This is a genomic window from Gammaproteobacteria bacterium (assembly GCA_013697705.1).
Taxonomy (GTDB): Bacteria; Pseudomonadota; Gammaproteobacteria; order UBA6002; family UBA6002; genus UBA6002.
In genome coordinates, this window is record JACCWJ010000028.1 from 13402 (window position 1) to 31494 (window position 18093).

The window sequence follows — 18093 nt, forward strand, 5'->3', positions numbered from 1 at the left end:
AGCCTGGATGAAGCGGAGCGTAATCCGGGTCTCTTTCATACAAGATAGCGGAGACCTGGATTACGCTCCGCTTCATCCGGGCTACGGCAGAGCCATTGCCTGGGGCCTTACTGTGCGGCCCTTAAGCAATACGATTTATTGGCTTCCGCCGCTTAATATAAGTAATGCAGACATAGAGAAGTTGGGAGATATTACGATACAAGCGCTTAGCGCACGTTAGTTAGAGTATTCCCCGGGTAGCTTCGTTGCTGAAGGAAAAGCCGGGGAATAGAGTTTTACTTGAAGGAATTATTATTATTCACATCTTGCGTGGTTAAGCTTTCCGCTTCGTCTGCTAATTTTTGCAGTGCTTCTTTTTCTGCAACTATTTTTTGACAAATACCAAGTCCGCTTTCAGAATTTAAAAGCTTTCCTAATTCCTCTAGTCCCTTTGGTCGTTGAGTATCTGGTGTGGCTTCAGATGCTTTTTTTACAGCCATAGTAACTGGATCATCCCATTCTTCATCAGTAATTTCAGGTATATTAGGGTTTGTGGGTTTATTAGGGGATTGTATAGAGTGTCTTCTCAAATTTATTGCCTGCTTTAGAACATTTGCAAGTGCCTCATTATCATTGACACTAGGAGATTTGGTATTGCTAATACTATGAGACTTAGTTAAAACGTTTCCTTGTTGCATATATTGCTTCAAATATAGGTTAGCTGTACGAAGATCTGTTGGATCTTTAAGATTATTGCGAATTGAATCGTAAAGTTCTTGGCTCAAACCGAATCTGTCATCACTGCCCTTCAAACTTTGACTTCTAATTGAGTCAAAAAACGAAGGTGCCTTTGAAAGTGTTGGCTCACGTCTATTAGCAGACGTTGAATTATTAGAATCAGTATCAACCGCACTTTTTGGCTGCGGCGGTGGCGGCGGAATAACATTGTTTACTGGCTTGGATGGTGGAGAACTATTATTATTTTCCTTGGATGCCTCCGCGTTGTTATCTTTTAATTTATCATTTGAATTAGAGTTCAATTGAGAAATTATGCCAGTGTGGCTATTTTGGGATGGAACATTATTGTTGTCATTAAGATTAGGATTGTAATTATCGGACCCAAATCTGTTTAGCTCATCCTTAGTAAATTTCGTACTCAATGCACGAAAAAATCTTTTTGCTCCTTCCGGGTTCTCCTTTACTAGCGTAGTCGCCGAACTGGACGCCGCATTATCAGTGTCGACATTAATTGTGTTGTTTTTGTTTTTCTGAGGCTCGAATTGTTCCCGTGATAATTGTAGTGAAACATCATCTATAGCCATTCTTAATTGAGGGATTTTGTCTGCAAGAGAGCCCCTTTCTAATACATTTAAATCTTTTAGACAGTCTTTTAGCTTTGTAATTACCTCTTGTTCTTTATCCGTAAAAATCATTCCAACTAAAGAAACTGCACCTTCATTATTGTTGGAGGCTGCTTTTAGTACGCCCAAAGCAATAGCTTCATCAGTTTTAATTGCAGTAAAGATTTGATCCGAAATTAGATGGGTTACTGCAGGTACTGCTAGACTCAGTTGAACGCATTGTTCATTTGATAAGGGGAGACCAGGTAATAAAAAGGGCAATAATCCTGAGTGCTTTTTGATGATCTTAAAATCTTCAGGATTCTTTTCAACAACATTATTTGAAAAATATCGCTCAAAAATTGCTTTCCTTAAAGGTCCATCTCTTTCCAGTAGCGCACTTATGGCGGCAGGACCATAGGCACCTCCCCCGGTAAAAAGAACTTGAGAACGTGGAAAACGATCTATTCCATCTTTCTGGAATTCACCTTTATTAATATTGAAAATTAAATCTGAAATTAATTCCACCCGCTCATCTTCGAGGATAATTTCCTTATACAAATCATGGATATGAAAATAAGGGGACTTATCCTGCAGCGCCTGTTGGACCGGGAGATCTAATGAGCTGGAGTAGGAAGAAAGGATTTCACTTAATCTCGGGGATAAACTAATAGCTTTCAAAGAAAGAGGGTCCATCCCATCGATGATTAATGTATATAACTGCTGGCCTGTAAAATTTAATTTTCCATGCAATAAAGGACTTTGTATGGCTTGATCAATTCTAGACTGGAAGTGGGGAGGCCACTTCTTCATCTTTTCTCGATATTCAGATGCCGCTTTAATGTATGAGTTTATATCCTTCTGAACTGTTTTACCCAAGCGACTCAATTTACAATTGAGTAATTCATCGAGTAGTTCTTTATAATCAGGAGAATTTGCCCAGTAAACAACTGCCTTGAGCAAAGTTGGACTCAATCGCTCGGGGGGGACAGAATCCACCAGCAGTTCGATAAAGTGTTTTGGATTTCCCTCAAATTTTAAATCAATATTTTCACATTTGCTATCTTGTACCCAGTGTTGTTGTTGAATTGTAGCGTCGTACAACATTGAGGTTTCTGCCGGGTATTTAAATGCAAGTTCATGTAATTGTGCAGTAGTGGCATATCGTCTGAAATATTCAAACGCGTATTTCTTTTCTGTGGCGCTTAAATCCAACTGCAACATTCCAGTAATAAACCTTGAGTGTAGCTCAGTAAGTCCCTGAAATGGGCCGGCTGGTTTCATGTCAAAAATTTTATGCAAATAACCTTGGCTGACAATGGCTTTCATTATTGAAGGTGATTTGGAGGCCAGTAAGTAAAGAGGAACAGTGCTAGCACGGGTAGAATATTGCAGAAGACAATTTATTAATCCCGTATCCGATTCTATAATTTGGTCAAATCTGTCACCTAGCCCATTCAATATGCTCTGGAAGCCTGCTTGACTTTTTTGGTAATTTTCTTCACTAATATTTGGATGACTTTTAGGACAGTAAGGACGATCCAACAAAAGATCAATAATAGGAATACCCACTATTCCTGGATAGAAATAAATGCTTTTAGATAAAAACTCTAGCTTGACCTCTGGTGATTGGTTATCAAATGCACGACGCTTGATCTCTGGCCATAATTCACTATCGAGTGCCAACCCTTTTAAAGCCACTGGACTGAGTTGATCAGCATTCAACATACTTACAATATTACTTATTTCAGTTTGCTGTTCTACTTGTTGCTGTTCTACTTGTTGCTGTTCTTGCTGGGGAGGTTTGGGGCCTTTTCGGAATAAATCTAGCTTCCCTCGGACTTTCTTATCCGCTAAGACATTATTAATGATGCTGACTTGCAAAGGTTGCAACGGCTGTGCCGCTAGATTCGATTTTGAATTAATTCTTTCTTTTACAAATAAGACGAAATTTTTGGCATTTGATTTTAAGCTGCGCCACCATTTATTAAACCCATCACCTTTAAGAAATTGCGACATATAGGGGGCAACTTTACCCAGTGCTTCATTAGGAAGAGCTTTTCTCTTTAATAGAGTATCAGTGAATTTAAGCGTTGATTTTTCAGAATGGCGGGTAAGGGACAATAATTTAACGATATTGTCATTGAGAACTTGATCACCATCAAGATATAACAACTTACAATTCTCAATATTGGATTGTAATAACTCGGCAGTTTCATCATTCAGATCTCTAGCCGCTCTTTTCTTGGATACGCCCACCTGTTCGCTTGCCCAGTAGTCTGCGTGGTAAAGATGCTTTCTGAATAATTCCTTACCCTTTTCTTGACCCTTTTCTTGTGCGGTTACAGGCGCATCCGCAGCGGGTCGATAATTCGCTTGCTCTTCTTGTGCTACTTCTTTTAATAATGCTTTAAATGCAACAGGACAATATTTTTGGAATAAGTAAAAATTCTGTAAGAAGAATTTAGGATTGTATGGTTTTTGCTCTTCTTCTAACGAAAAAATAACAGCGAGGTCGCCCTTAGTTAATTTAGCTAATTCTGCGCAAGTGATAGGGTATCTATGGAAATAAGCCAAGTTTTTGGCACAAACTGCTTTATCATATGCGGGGAAAAATACACTTGGTGGTGGTGGTTCCACTGCGTCCCCTGCCGCTGGCGGTTGGGGAATATGCTTTTGACCCTTGACAGCTACTTCAAGATTATTATCGTAATGTTGAGATACCTCACTCAATACGGCTTGACGATTCTGGGCCGCTATTAAGGAAGGTTTTCTAAAAAGCACCAAAGCTAACAGCACATTATCCTTAGCAAAAACAGCTAGTTTTTGATTTGCATTTAGTGCAGCGAGAGTATTAGGACACTGCTTTAAAAAAGCATTCAGGCCTGCTTGGGTGGAAATTATAGATTTGAGAACGTTGATAACTTTTTGGATATCTTCTGGATAAAGTGGTGCGTCTGAAAAAAGAGCGTTGGCAAAATCTCCAGTTTCTAAGTGCTTGAAAAATAGATCTCTTTCTTTGTCCGCCTCATCGAGTGAAAGACCCTCGAAACGAGGTTCGCCCAGAATTTTACATTTTGCCTCAAATGTGAACATATGGTGGGTACGATTCGGGTGAGCTTTGAATTCTTCCCAATAAGCTGCGCGGTTTGCCGCACCCTCAATCAGATTGCCTAAGTCTGCACTGATGTCATCTTTGTGCGCCCCAGGAAATTTAGACTTATATCTCAACCCATATTGGTCAGCTTTAACTCTTATCGCCATATCTCTTTCCCATTAACATTTGGAACATTTATCCATTCTACCTAAGAAAGATTAAGTAAATCTTAATAGGCTGATAAAAATTAGGTGTTCGCCTTATACTAGCAAAAACTTAGCTACAATCGCCATTGTGTCGTTATCTAGACATCCCCTGTTGCGCTGCTAGCAGTGCTTTTTCGTCTGTCGTGCCCCCAGTTGGCTACAGTCATTTCTACTTCTCGTGCTACCAGCTCTCTGCCGCGATTTTGCCCGGTTATCGTTGATCGACTCGATCGCGGATTCAGAATCTCCGATGTCGTGTGTCGAGAAGGGGGCGGGATGATTGCCATCGAAAGGCTAAAACCTTGATTCTACTTCGTGTCATCAAGGCTACGTCTTTGTAGCCTTGATGACACGAAGTAGAATCAAGGGCCAAGTGCGCATGTGCTCATCTTTCTTTCTATTAATAAGCCCCGACTACTGTGAATTCACCCAAAGGATAGGCGAATCGGGCAAGATGTGAAACAATACCAAATTCTAGATATAAAAGAATAAGAACATGGATAGCATTACGGCTCCTAGCCCTTTACATATTCTACAAAAAACATTCGGCTTTGGTCAGTTTAAGCCGCTGCAATTAGCGGTGATTGAAAGTGTATTGAAAGGTCGCGACAATCTCGTCTTAATGCCAACCGGCGGCGGCAAATCCTTATGTTACCAGATTCCTGCCTTGATACTCAAAGGCGTTGCCATAGTAGTCTCTCCCTTAATTTCATTGATGCAAGATCAAGTGCAGGCGCTCCAATCAAATGGCATTGCGGCAGCTTACTATAACTCCTCGCTCTCAGCGCAAACTTCAAGAACAGTATTGGCTAAATTGCATCAAGCAGAGCTGGATCTATTTTATATAGCGCCCGAACGACTCATGTCTGCTAGTTTTCTAGAACGATTGAAAGAAATTCCCATTGCATTGTTTGCTATAGATGAAGCGCATTGCGTATCCCAGTGGGGACCTGATTTTCGCCCTGAATACCTGCAGCTGGGTCAGTTAAAGCAGCTATTTCCCGCCACTCCCATCATAGCGCTTACGGCGACTGCCGATAAACAAACGCGTAATGATATCAAAGAAAAACTAAGTTTTAGACAGTTTGATTTTCATTTGGGTAGTTTCAATCGGCATAATATTCAATATACCGTCCTCGAGAAACACCAGCCCTTTAAGCAGTTGCAGCAATTTATTACTACCCACCCGCGGGAAGCGGGAATTGTATATTGCTTAACCCGCAATCGTGTGGAAGAGGTTGCAGAAAAACTTCAGCAGCAGGGAATCTCTGCCCAGCCCTATCACGCAGGCCTTTCAAATGCACAGCGTCAAAAAACGCAAGAAATGTTTCAAAAAGACGACATTGATATAGTTGTGGCGACCATTGCTTTTGGAATGGGCATAGATAAGCCTAATGTGCGTTTTGTTGTGCACTATGATCTGCCCAAAAATATCGAATCGTATTATCAAGAGACGGGGAGGGCAGGACGAGATGGTTTACCCTCTGAATCACTATTACTGTATGGAATTAGTGATACGGCCGTGGTAAGAGGAATCATTATTCAAAATAAAAATGAAGAACAACGAAGAATTGAATTAAACAAGCTAAATATGATTGCGGCCTTCGCTGAAGCACTATTTTGTCGCCGTCGGGTATTGCTCAATTATTTCGATGAAGTATTAGAAGAAGACTGTTTGAATTGTGATATCTGTTTAAACCCTCCCGAGACCTATGATGGGACGGAAGATGTACGCAAAGCATTATCCTGTATTTATAGGGTAGGGCAGCGTTTTGGGGTTTCGCATGTGATTGAGGTCTTACGAGGAGCAGAAAGTCAGCGTATTAAAAATCTAAGGCATGATCAATTATCGGTGTACGGTATTGGTGCACATTTGACGCAAGAAGCCTGGCATAGTTTATTTAGGCAATTGATTCACAAGGGATATATAGAACAAGATGTGGCTAATTATTCAGTGTTGAAACTTAAAGAACGTGCTCGACCCGTCTTAACAGGTCAAGAGCAGTTGCTGCTCGCCAAACCTCGCGTCAAACAGGTGGCGGTTCTCAAGAAATTGAAATCAAAAGCGACGGTAAGTGTTTCAGATCCTGATTTGTTTGAAGTATTACGTAAGCTGAGAAAGAATTTAGCCCAAGCGGCGAATGTGGCTCCCTTTATTATTTTTAGTGATGCCACCCTCCAGGAGATGGCGGCTACCAAACCCGCTGACAGAGACGCATTTTTAAAGATTAACGGAGTGGGCCAGAAAAAACTGGAAAGTTACGGTGATGTATTTATTGAAACGATTAAAGCGCATCATACAGTTCAACACAGTGTATGATGACAAGAGTGTTGCTCCCCTCCTGGAATTAATATATCTTAAGCACCTTATTTTTGAAGCACTTTGGGCTCAATTAAACCCCGAGCGTTTTAAACTGAAGGCACGTAGCTCAGTGGTAGAGCATCACCTTGACATGGTGGTGGTCGGTGGTTCGATCCCACTCGTGCCTACCATTATTTAGCAAATGGATGCAAAATGCCTGTGATTACATTACCAGATGGTACCCAAAAGACATTTGATCGACCCGTTAGCGTCGAAGAAGTTGCCCAAAGTATTGGTGCGGGATTAGCCAAAGCCGCATTGGCAGGGAAGGTTAACGATCGATTAGTCGACCTGTTTCATCAAATTGAAGACGATGCCAACGTAGCCATCATTACGAGTAAAGATACCGAAGGCTTAGAAATTATACGTCATTCCGCTGCTCACTTATTGGCACATGCCGTCAAAAAATTATTTCCCACAGCGCAAGTCACAATAGGCCCGGTCATCGAAGATGGTTTTTATTATGATTTTGCTTATCCTGAAGGTTTTACCTTAGAGGATTTAGAACGCATTGAAGCGAAAATGCAGGAAATTGCCAAGGAAGATCATTCGGTTTCGCGTGAGATAATAGGTCGTAATGAAGCAATTGCGTATTTTCGCGATCTGGGTGAAGACTATAAAGCGCGTATTATTGAAGACATTCCTGAAACCGAAACGTTGACCCTGTATAAACAAGGCGATTTTGTCGATCTATGTCGTGGTCCCCATGTTCCAAGAACAGGAATATTAAAAGCATTCAAACTCACCAAATTAGCAGGTGCATATTGGCGAGGCGATTCCAATAATGAAATGCTGCAACGCATTTATGGTACCGCATGGTCCGATAAAGCATCGCTTGAGGCCTACCTAAAACGGTTAGAAGAGGCTGAAAAGCGAGATCATCGTAAATTAGCTAAAAAAATGGACTTATTCCATATTGAAGATATCGCTCCTGGAATGGTTTTTTGGCATCCTGGTGGCTGGACTATTTATCAGCAAGTTCTTGAATATATACGATCTAAACAACTCGTAAATGGCTACCAGGAAATTCGCACCCCCCAATTGGCCGACACCTCCTTATGGGAAAAGTCAGGGCACCTTGCTAAATTTGGTCACGAAATGTTCTTAGTTGAGGCTGAAAGTCGGCGTTATGCCATAAAACCGATGAATTGTCCTTGCCATATTCAAGTGTTTAAGCAGGGCATAAAAAGTTATAGAGACCTTCCACTTCGTCTTGCAGAGTTTGGTTCTTGTCATCGTAATGAGCCCTCAGGTACTTTGCATGGGCTAATGCGATTACGCAATTTTGTTCAAGATGATGCACATATTTTTTGCACTGAAGATCAGATAGAACAAGAGGTATCCTCCTTTATCGATCAACTTTTTGAAGTCTATTCAGATTTTGGCTTTAATGATGTCATCATAAAGCTTTCCACCCGCCCCGAACAACGTGTAGGCTCCGATGAAGTATGGGATAAAGCAGAGCATATTTTGGCTGCCGCTTTAACAAATAAAAAGTTAGATTGGGATTTTTTCCCTGGGGAAGGCGCTTTTTACGGTCCAAAAGTAGAGTTTTCACTAAGAGATTGTCTTGGCCGTGTGTGGCAATGTGGTACTATTCAAGTAGATTTCTCCATGCCAGAAAGATTGGGCGCACAATATGTAGCTGAAAATGGTGATAGACTGGTCCCTGTAATGTTGCACCGGGCGATATCCGGTTCCATTGAACGCTTTATTGGAATTTTATTAGAACATTACGCCGGAAATTTGCCGCTATGGCTGGCACCGGTGCAAGTTGTCATAATGAATATTACAGATGCGCAAGCACAATATACCGAGCAAATGGTTAAATCTTTGCAAAAACTGGGTATTAGGGCCATTTCAGACTTGAGAAATGAAAAAATCGGTTTTAAAATCCGAGAGCATACCATCGCACGTATTCCCTACCAAGTCGTCATTGGGGAGCGCGAGCTAGAGCAGCAACTTATCGCTGTTAGAACCCAAGAAGGAAAAAACTTGGGTAATATGAAGATGACAGATTTTATTGAACAACTAACCAACGAGATAAATAAACGCCATGTATCGCACCACATCGGAGGAAACTAACATTAAGCAAGACAAAAGTATTCGCGTTAATAAAGGGATTGTAGCCCAGGAAATACGATTAGTAGACCAGGACGGTACCCAGGTAGGAGTCGTCAGTTTGAAAGATGCCCTCATTCGGGCGGAAGGCGTGGGACTCGATCTTGTTGAAATTGCACCTAATGCCGAACCCCCGGTTTGTCGTATTATGGATTATGGTAAGCACTTATTTGAAATCAATAAAAAGAAAGCTGCGTCACGAAAAAAACAGAAACAAATACAAATTAAAGAAGTGAAACTCCGTCCGACAACGGATACCGGAGATTACCAGGTAAAAATTCGTAGCATGATGCGCTTCTTAGAAGACGGCGATAAAGTGAAAGTTACCATTCGTTTCAGGGGCCGCGAGCTTATGCATCCTGAATTAGGGATGACCTTACTTAAAAAGATTGAAATCGATTTAACAGAGCAGGGAATGGTAGAACAACAGCCCAAGTTAGAAGGAAAACAGATAGTTATGCTGATTGGACCCCGAAAAACGGGCTAATCTTCTGAAATTAGTTGAAAAAATTTATTTTTTTAATAGAATGTAATGTTTGCAGTGGGGGACAGAATGGCTAAAGTAAAATTAAAAACCAATAGAGGTGCTACCAAGCGCTTCAAAGTAACGGCTGGCGGTATTAAGCGCAAGCGTGCTTTCCGTAATCATATTTTGACAAAAAAGACGCAAAAACTAAAACGTCAATTGCGCTCAAATGTATTAGTAAATAAGAGTGATGTAAAAAGCATCTGTCGTATGCTTGTAATTACCCTCTAAAAAGAATTGCTTAACCTTTATTTTGGAGAAAAATAATGCCAAGAGTGAAACGTGGTGTCACAGCACGTGCTCGTCATAAAAAAGTTTTGGATAAGGCTAAAGGATATTACGGCGCTCGCAGCCGGGTCTTTCGTGTCGCAAAACAAGCTGTTATTAAAGCTGAACAATATGCGTATCGCGATCGCCGAACGAAGAAACGTGTTTTCAGAGCCCTTTGGATTATTCGAATCAATGCGGGCGCTCGATTATCGGGTCTTTCCTATAGCCGTTTCATGGATGGTCTAAAGAAAGCAAGTATTGATATCGATCGTAAAATTCTTTCCGATTTAGCGATAACTGATAAGCCCGCTTTCGCGCTTCTTGCTGAAAAAGCTAAAGCTGCTTTAGCAAGCTAGTCAATTTTTGCTAATCATTGAAAGCCGCGCTGCGGCTTTCTTTGTTTGATTTTTTAATTTCTGCTTGGTAGCTAATATGGAAAATGCAAGCATCCACGATGATGTTAGAGAAAAAATTGACTCTCTCTTAACCACTGCTCTGAATGCCATAAAATTGGTCACTAACCAGCATGAACTTGAGCAATTACGATTGCTCTATCTTGGCAAGAAAGGGTGTTTAACCGAATTACTTAAAGATTTAGGCTCCTTACCAGAAGAAGTTCGCCCTAGCGTGGGGAAGGAAGTTAATCTTGCAAAACAAGCCATTCAAGCCCAAATCAAGGTTAAGACAGACGCTTTTCAAGCTACTGCGCTAAATACCCAATTAATGTCTGAGGCTATCGATGTCACGCTTCCAGGGCGCGGCATGAGCATAGGCAATATGCACCCTATTACACGGACACGTGAACGTTTAGAACAACTTTTTTTATCGATGGGTTTTGAAGTCGTAGAAGGACCGGAAGTTGAAAACGACTATTACAATTTTGAAGCATTAAATATTCCTGCTGACCATCCTGCTCGGGCGATGCACGACACATTCTATTTTGACAATGGTTTATTACTCCGAACCCACACTTCACCTGTGCAAATCAGAACGATGGAAAACAGAAAGCCCCCCATAAGTGTTATTACACCAGGTCGGGTATTTCGATGTGATTCAGATCAAACACATACCCCCATGTTTCATCAGTTAGAAGGTCTCATGATTGGTGAAAATGTTACCTTCGCCCATCTAAAGGGCCTTATTCAAGATTTTCTCACGGCATTTTTTGAAAAAGAAATGGTATTACGCTTCAGACCTTCCTATTTTCCTTTCACCGAACCTTCTGCCGAAGTAGATATTCTTAATGCTGAGGGTGGCTGGCTTGAAGTACTGGGATGTGGCATGGTCCATCCTAAAGTCTTGCAAAATGTAGGGATTGATAGCGAGATATATAGTGGATTTGCTTTTGGAATAGGAATTGATCGTTTAGCTATGCTGCGATATGGCGTGAACGATTTAAGACTTTTCTTTGAAAATGATATGCGTTTTTTAAGTCAATTCTAATAAGTGGAATAAAGATGAAGTTTAGTGAACTTTGGTTACGCGAATGGGTGAATCCACTTAGCTCGACAAAAGAGTTAGCGGATCAACTAACCCTCGCAGGGTTGGAAGTGGATAGCATAACCCCAGTAGCGGGGGCGTTCTCTAATGTAGTGGTAGGAGAAATTGTTGACATAATGCAACATCCCGATGCTGATCGCTTAAAAGTGTGTACGGTAGATGTAGGGGAGGGAGAGTCCCTAAGTATTGTGTGTGGCGGACAAAATGCCCGCAAGAATATCAAGGTTGCCGTGGCTAAAATTGATGCAGTATTACCCGGTAACTTTAAGATTAAGAAAAGTAAACTTCGCGGTGTTGAATCCTATGGTATGCTTTGTTCTGAAGTTGAGCTCGGCTTAGCGGAAACAAGTGATGGCATCATGGAGCTACCTTCCCAAGCCCCCGTTGGAAAGAATATACGTGATTATCTTGACTTGGACGATGCTATTATTGATATAGCCTTAACGCCTAATCGAGGTGATTGCTTGAGTATTTTAGGATTGGCCAGAGAAGTTTCAGTCCTTAATAAGTTAACATTAACCCCTCCTTTCGCTGAAAAAAACGCCACTACTGCATCAAAAGATACCCTGGGCATTACTCTTTCAGAGCCCGGCGCTAGCCCACATTATGTGGGACGTATTATCCGTAATATTAATCCCAAGGCACAAACTCCCCTGTGGATGAAAGAACGATTGCGCCGGAGTGATACCCGTTCTATTTCAGTCATCGTCGATATTACCAATTATGTTCTTCTAGAAATGGGGCAGCCCTTACATGCGTTTGACTTAAAGTCTGTCAGTTCTGGCATTGAAGTTAGATATGCAAGAGATAATGAGTGCATAAATCTCCTTGATGATCAAAAATTAGTGCTCAGCGCCTGCGACCTAGTAATAGCCAGTAATGGCCATCCTGTTGCGCTTGCCGGTATTAAGGGCGGCAATGAATCAGGAGTAACCTTGGAAACAAGAGATATCTTCCTAGAAAGCGCCTTATTCACATCTTCCGTTATCTCTAAAACAACCCGGAAATTTGGGCTCTTTACCGAGGCGTCCCACCGGTATGAACGAGGTATGGATTATAAATTACAACAGTTAGCCTTGGAGAGAGCGTCGCAGCTAATTCTTGAATTAGCGGGGGGCGAATTGGGAGATATCGTTGAAGAAGGAATATCTTTCCAGGATAAAAGTCCAATAATGCTTAATAGAAAGAGTATCGCTCGTTGTTTGGGAATCAATTTGTCTGATGACACTGTTAACGACATTCTCACCCGTCTAGCAATGAAAGTTTCTACCCAGCCGATAGGGTGGCAAGTTGTTCCCCCGAGTTACCGAAATGATATCAATACCGAAATTGACTTAATTGAGGAGCTTGCACGAATTTATGGTTATCAAAATATACCGCCAACAAAACTCATGCCCACGTTAAATTTTTTAGGTAAGAGTGAAACGAAGCTGGATATTTCAAAAATCAAAAATGTCCTCGTCGATAATGGCTATCAAGAAGCAATCACTTATAGCTTTGTCGATCCAGTTTTTGAACATAAACTCGCTCCTGAGACAGAGTTACTCTCCTTATTGAATCCTATTTCTGCCGATTTATCGGTGATGCGGTCAAATCATTGGTCCGGTCTTATCAAGGCTTACCTATATAACTCCAACCGGCAACAACCGAGAATTAGACTGTTTGAGGTAGGGTTGTGTTTTATTAATAGACCCCAGCAACTTGAGCAAAAATTACGATTAGGGGGCGTTGTAGCAGGACCCTTATTTAAAGAACAATGGGGTGAAACCAAACGTTCTGTCGATTTTTTTGATGTTAAAGCAGATATTGAAAATATTTTAACACTCTCTCGGCCGCTATCGCATTTTAGGTTCGAAACTTGCGCACATCCCGCATTGCACCCTGGGAAAACAGCTGGAATTTTTTGTGGGCAACGTCTTATAGGATATTTAGGCGCACTTCATCCGCGTATTGCTCAAGAATTCGATATTAATCAAACACTTTATTTGTTCGATTTAGATTTAGAATCTATAATAGAAACATTGTTGCCTATGTATGAAGCGGTATCAAAGTTTCCTGCAATTAGGCGTGACTTGGCCTTGGTAGTAAAAACAAATGTACCAGCAGACAAGATAAGAGAGAAAATTCTTGATTCTGGAGGAGAGTTGTTGAAGAATGTGCAAATTTTTGATATCTATCAAGGAAAGGGTATCGAAGAAGGTAAAAAAAGTATTGCGCTGAGTTTAATTTTTCAACATGTTTCTCGTACATTAGTGGATGCTGAAATCAATGACTTTATGCAAATAACCATCAATAATTTGCATAAGGAATTTAATGCCACATTGAGGGATTAGAGATATGGCTTTAACTAAAGCTGACATTGCTGAGAATCTATTCCAAATATTGGGCCTAAATAAGCGAGAAGCAAAAGAGATTGTAGAATTGTTTTTTGAGGAAATTAGATTCGCGCTTGAAAGGGGTGAAATAGTCAAACTTTCAGGGTTTGGCAATTTTAATCTTCGCGACAAAAAACAAAGACCAGGGAGAAATCCTAAAACCGGTAAAGAAATACCGATAACAGCGCGAAGAGTGGTCACATTTAGAGCGGGTCAAAAACTGAAAGCCAGAGTGGAAAAATATGCTGGACCAGAAAAACAACAAACGGAGGCAACGTAATAGCGAAGGCTTATCCGCTATTCCAGATAAACTATATTTCACTATCGGTGAAGTAAGTAAACTGTGTGATTTGAAATCTCATGTATTACGTTACTGGGAACAAGAATTTCCCCAGCTCAACCCCTCGAAGCGCAGAGGAAATCGTCGCTACTATCAACGCAAAGATGTCCTCATGATTCGTGAGATCATGTCGTTGTTATACGAACAAGGCTTTACAATTGAAGGTGCCCGTTCCAAACTAAACACAGAACGCGACCAACAAACTAACGATGTGATGCATTTTCATTTGATACAAGAAACGATCAAAAATTTAGAAACAATATTAACAGAGCTCGAACACTAGAATTTCCCTAATCAAAAACGGGGCGTAGCGCAGCCTGGTAGCGCACTTGCATGGGGCGCAAGTGGTCGTGGGTTCAAATCCCGCCGTCCCGACCAATTTAAGTAGGATAGTATGGATAAAAAATTACTTGAGATTCTTGCCTGCCCAATTTGTAAAGGCAAGCTGGTGTATGATCAAGGCAAACAAATACTCGTTTGTCGGTATGATAACCTTGCCTATCCTATACGTAACGGAATTCCGATCATGTTGGAAGATCAAGCAGAGGTTATAAAACCTGAATAAGACTAATTATCGACAGGTTCGAGTCGGTCATTGATAGCGACCCTGTCATCAAACACAAAACAATTTCCGGTATAATGTTCTCCGCCACATTCTGCAAAATAATTTAATATTCCACCTTGTAGCTGATAAACTTCTCGAAATCCTTGCTCTAATAAATAGGCGGCCGCTTTTTCACAACGAATTCCCCCAGTGCAAAAAGTCACTACCGGTTTGTTTTTATCTAATTGATCGTCATTTTGATGTAAGGCGTCAGGAAACTCTCTAAAATTCTCAATATTAAGATGGGTTGCTTTATCAAAGCTACCCATTTCATACTCAAATGTATTGCGGGTATCTAGCAAAAGAAAATCGTCATTCCTCTGCAATTTATTGTAGAGGTCTTGGGGGGATAGATAAGGAGCAGTTGCTATAGCAGGTTGGATGTGCGGCTGCCGGAAAGTGACTATCTCAGTCCGTATTTTGACAAATAATTTTTCAAAAGGAATGAACCGGGAATAGCTATATTTATACGACAGATCTTCAAAAAAAGCATGAGAGTGAAGTAATTTTTGAAAATTTTCGATGTCAGCCGCATGACCCGCTAAAAAAAGATTAATTCCTTCAGTACTCAAAAGGATAGTCCCCTTGATAGAAAGAGCGGTTCCACGTTGTTTGAATTTTTTGCGCAGTGCGATTAGTTCTGCGGCATCCAGTGTGACAAACTTATAGGCAGCTACATTGCAAAATTCATCTTCGTTGTCTAAGGCAGTAGCCCCATTGTGGTTTTGTGACATATTTTTATTCCACGGCAGATAGTTCTCGCGGCATTGCCGCGAGATAACCTATTTTTCTGTTTCGTTTTCTGGAGTGGGATGAGCATTTGCCTTGGAGTTCGTATTGTCATCCTCTTTCTTTATAGTGGGTCGGATGATAATTGGCGCTTGTTCATCTTTAGACGATATGGCTTCTTTCTCAATGGGCTTATGGACTTTCTGTTCCTGCTCAGGTTTGGTAATTGGGACAACATTGTCCGGTTTGGATTGTGTCGGTTCTTCGGCTTTTTGGCTGCGATCGTCCTTATTTTCTCTTCGTCTATTATCAGTATGATGATGTGGCCGTGAATGTTCTCTTCGTGGACGATGAGTTGACTCCGTTCTTTCGCGCGGTGCATGCTCCGTTCTTTCCCGAGATTGCTGTTCCGCTCTTTCTCTAGGTGGTTGCTCAGGTCTCTGACGCGGTGGTTGTGGCTCTATTTTTTCACTCGGCTGCTGCTCTTGTCTCTCCTTCGATTGAAGTTCAGACTGTTGTCTTTCGAGAGACTTTTGATAGCCCGGCTGATATTCAGGCTGCGCATGAGGTAAGTGGGATTTTTTTTCATCAATGGGTTGATATCTCTGAGGCTTCGGACCCGTTTTGTGACTGCTAGTACGTTGCCGTTGTTTATGATGCGGACCTTTGCCGCGTGGGTGTTGAGGTCTTCTCGTGCTCGTCGAAGTGGTTCCGCTTCCTCCTTCAGAGGTACCAGTGCCTTCTTTGTCTTTCTCCTTAGGAGATACGCCGCTAACCATCGTTGACCACAATCTTTTAATCAATCCTTGCATTGGCTTTTTAGAGGAAGGAGCAGGGGGTAGGGTGGGCAATAGATTCTTTACGACCGGTTGATCTTGTGTTTTCCCAGATACCGTTTTCTTAGTGGCTGGCGCCTCTATCGCAGCGGATTCCATCATTCTATAACTTGATTGAAGTCGGCTTGATTGTTCGATGAGGTCCGTTTTACGTAGACGTTTAATTTGATAGTTGGGATATTGAATATTAGGATTAGGGATAATTAAAATGCTGACATGTTGTCTTTGTTCTATATCCGTAATAATGCCGCGTTTCTCATTTAATAGGTAGGTCGCAGCTTCGTTAGACAGTTGCAGTTGAATTTGGGCCGTATTTTCTTTTATAGAATCTTCTTCAATCATTCGAATAATTGTTAACGCTAATGATTCCACGCTACGAATAGAACCTTGGCCATTGCAGCGAGGACAAATTTCTTGGATCGCCTCTTGTAGAGAAGGTCTTAATCTTTGACGAGACATTTCTAATAAACCAAAGCGCGAAATACGACCAATTTGTACACGGGCACGATCAAGTTTTAAAGCATTGCGCAAATGATTTTCAACATCACGCTGATGTCTTATGGGTGTCATGTCAATGAAGTCGATGACTATTAAGCCGCCAATATCACGTAGTCTCAGTTGTCTTGCAATTTCTTCAGCGGCTTCAAGATTTGTATTGAGGGCTGTTTCTTCAATATCGCCCCCCTTGGTCGCTCTAGCAGAGTTAATATCAATGCTCACCAGGGCCTCGGTATGGTCAATTACCAAAGAACCACCTGATTTAAGACGGACAGTTCTTTGATAGGCCAGTTCAATTTGGTGTTCAATCTCATGGCTGATAAATAAGGGGATTTTCTCTTCATAAAGTTTCAAGCGGGTAATATAGTCAGGGCGCACTTGTTCGATATAGTGTTTAGCTTTTTCAAAGACATTCGGATGATCGATGACAATTTCATTGATGTCCTGACGCAAGTAGTCGCGAATGGCACGAATCACCACATCACTTTCTTGATGAATTAGTAGGGGAGAGGCCCGATTTTGAGACGCTTTTTTGATTGCTTCCCAAAAATTTAGGAGCACATTTAGGTCCCATTGCAGTTCTTCTAACGATCTGCCCACCCCTGCGGTTCGAACGATTAAACCCATGCCTGCCGGAATATCAAGCTTGCTTAAAATTTCACGCAGATCATCTCGATCTTCACCCTCAATTCGCCGTGAAATTCCACCCGCGCTAGGATTGTTAGGCATCAGCACTAAATATGAACCCGCTAAACTGATAAAAGTAGTGAGGGCAGCGCCCTTGTTGCCACGTTCCTCTTTTTCCACTTGAACGAGTACTTTTTGACCTTCTTTAAGCAGTTCTTTGATATTAGGTCGTTCCAGTTTTTCAGGATCTTGTGTTAGAAAGTATTCTCTCGCTATTTCTTTTAAGGGGAGGAAACCGTGGCGTTTGCTGCCATAATTGACGAAAACAGCATCTAAACTCGGTTCAATACTGGTGATTTCCCCTAGGTAGATATTGCCGATTTTTTCTTCAAATCCGGACCGTTCTGTAATGTAGTCATAGAGGAGTTTGTTGTTATCGACGAGGGCCACTCTAAGCTCTTCAGCTTGAGTCGCATTAATTAGCATTGTAGACATATCTTTAACCCGATATTAGGCGTCCTACCAACCAAATGGGTAGAGTTAAAGCTATCAAAGGCCTGACTAAGCGCTCACTTTGGGTGAATTGCTTTAGCGATAGTAATGTAACAGTAATTTTTATATCACCGAGCTTCTAAGCAAGTTATATAAATTATGTAAGAGCATTCACTCAAAACCTTTAACTA

At 41.3% G+C, this 18093-nt stretch carries 13 protein-coding genes and 2 tRNA genes; 12 read left to right on the forward strand and 3 right to left on the reverse strand.

Annotation, left to right across the window (positions count from 1 at the left end):
* Window positions 1-275: 275 nt before the first annotated feature.
* Window positions 276-4583: a hypothetical protein gene (locus tag H0U71_07140; GenBank protein MBA2654825.1), complete on the reverse strand. Its 4308-nt coding sequence runs from the start codon at window positions 4581-4583 to the stop codon at window positions 276-278.
* Between the two features lie 535 nt (window positions 4584-5118).
* Here H0U71_07140 and recQ point away from each other — a divergent pair.
* The 12 genes from recQ to H0U71_07200 all read left to right on the forward strand — a co-directional run bounded on the left by recQ (window position 5119) and on the right by H0U71_07200 (window position 14681).
* Window positions 5119-6942 carry a DNA helicase RecQ gene (gene recQ / locus H0U71_07145; GenBank protein ID MBA2654826.1) on the forward strand — a complete coding sequence of 608 codons (1824 nt, stop codon included), beginning with the start codon at window positions 5119-5121 and terminating at the stop codon, window positions 6940-6942.
* A 98-nt stretch (window positions 6943-7040) separates the two neighbouring features.
* Window positions 7041-7115, forward strand: a tRNA-Val gene (locus H0U71_07150).
* 22 nt (window positions 7116-7137) lie between these two features.
* A complete protein-coding gene (thrS, locus tag H0U71_07155) occupies window positions 7138-9069 on the forward strand; it encodes a threonine--tRNA ligase (protein ID MBA2654827.1) in 1932 nt (643 codons plus the stop codon).
* Window positions 9041-9592 carry a translation initiation factor IF-3 gene (gene infC / locus H0U71_07160; protein ID MBA2654828.1) on the forward strand — a complete coding sequence of 184 codons (552 nt, stop codon included), beginning with the start codon at window positions 9041-9043 and terminating at the stop codon, window positions 9590-9592. Before thrS ends, infC begins: the two co-directional genes overlap by 29 nt.
* A 66-nt stretch (window positions 9593-9658) precedes the next feature.
* Window positions 9659-9862 (forward strand): 50S ribosomal protein L35, encoded by a 204-nt coding sequence (rpmI, locus tag H0U71_07165; GenBank protein ID MBA2654829.1) that lies wholly within the window; start codon window positions 9659-9661, stop codon window positions 9860-9862.
* A 35-nt stretch (window positions 9863-9897) separates the two neighbouring features.
* Window positions 9898-10257 carry a 50S ribosomal protein L20 gene (gene rplT, locus H0U71_07170; protein MBA2654830.1) on the forward strand — a complete coding sequence of 120 codons (360 nt, stop codon included), beginning with the start codon at window positions 9898-9900 and terminating at the stop codon, window positions 10255-10257.
* A 76-nt stretch (window positions 10258-10333) separates the two neighbouring features.
* Complete coding sequence (gene pheS, locus H0U71_07175; GenBank protein MBA2654831.1) at window positions 10334-11344, forward strand: phenylalanine--tRNA ligase subunit alpha; 1011 nt, start codon at window positions 10334-10336, stop codon at window positions 11342-11344.
* A gap of 14 nt (window positions 11345-11358) precedes the next feature.
* A complete protein-coding gene (pheT, locus tag H0U71_07180) occupies window positions 11359-13734 on the forward strand; it encodes a phenylalanine--tRNA ligase subunit beta (protein MBA2654832.1) in 2376 nt (791 codons plus the stop codon).
* A gap of 4 nt (window positions 13735-13738) precedes the next feature.
* Window positions 13739-14056, forward strand: a complete 318-nt coding sequence (locus tag H0U71_07185) for an integration host factor subunit alpha (protein ID MBA2654833.1) — start codon at window positions 13739-13741, stop codon at window positions 14054-14056.
* Window positions 14019-14399, forward strand: coding sequence for a MerR family transcriptional regulator (locus H0U71_07190; protein MBA2654834.1), 381 nt, complete (start codon window positions 14019-14021; stop codon window positions 14397-14399). The genes H0U71_07185 and H0U71_07190 overlap by 38 nt, the downstream gene beginning before the upstream one ends.
* 18 nt (window positions 14400-14417) lie before the next feature.
* Window positions 14418-14494, forward strand: a tRNA-Pro gene (locus H0U71_07195).
* A 16-nt stretch (window positions 14495-14510) separates the two neighbouring features.
* Window positions 14511-14681, forward strand: coding sequence for a Trm112 family protein (locus H0U71_07200; protein MBA2654835.1), 171 nt, complete (start codon window positions 14511-14513; stop codon window positions 14679-14681).
* A 2-nt stretch (window positions 14682-14683) separates the two neighbouring features.
* Here the strand turns inward: H0U71_07200 and H0U71_07205 are convergent, their stop codons facing one another.
* Both H0U71_07205 and H0U71_07210 read right to left on the reverse strand, forming a co-directional pair.
* A complete protein-coding gene (locus H0U71_07205) occupies window positions 14684-15454 on the reverse strand; it encodes a sulfurtransferase (protein MBA2654836.1) in 771 nt (256 codons plus the stop codon).
* A 48-nt stretch (window positions 15455-15502) separates the two neighbouring features.
* Window positions 15503-17905 carry an Rne/Rng family ribonuclease gene (locus H0U71_07210; protein MBA2654837.1) on the reverse strand — a complete coding sequence of 801 codons (2403 nt, stop codon included), beginning with the start codon at window positions 17903-17905 and terminating at the stop codon, window positions 15503-15505.
* Between the last annotated feature and the right edge of the window lie 188 nt (window positions 17906-18093).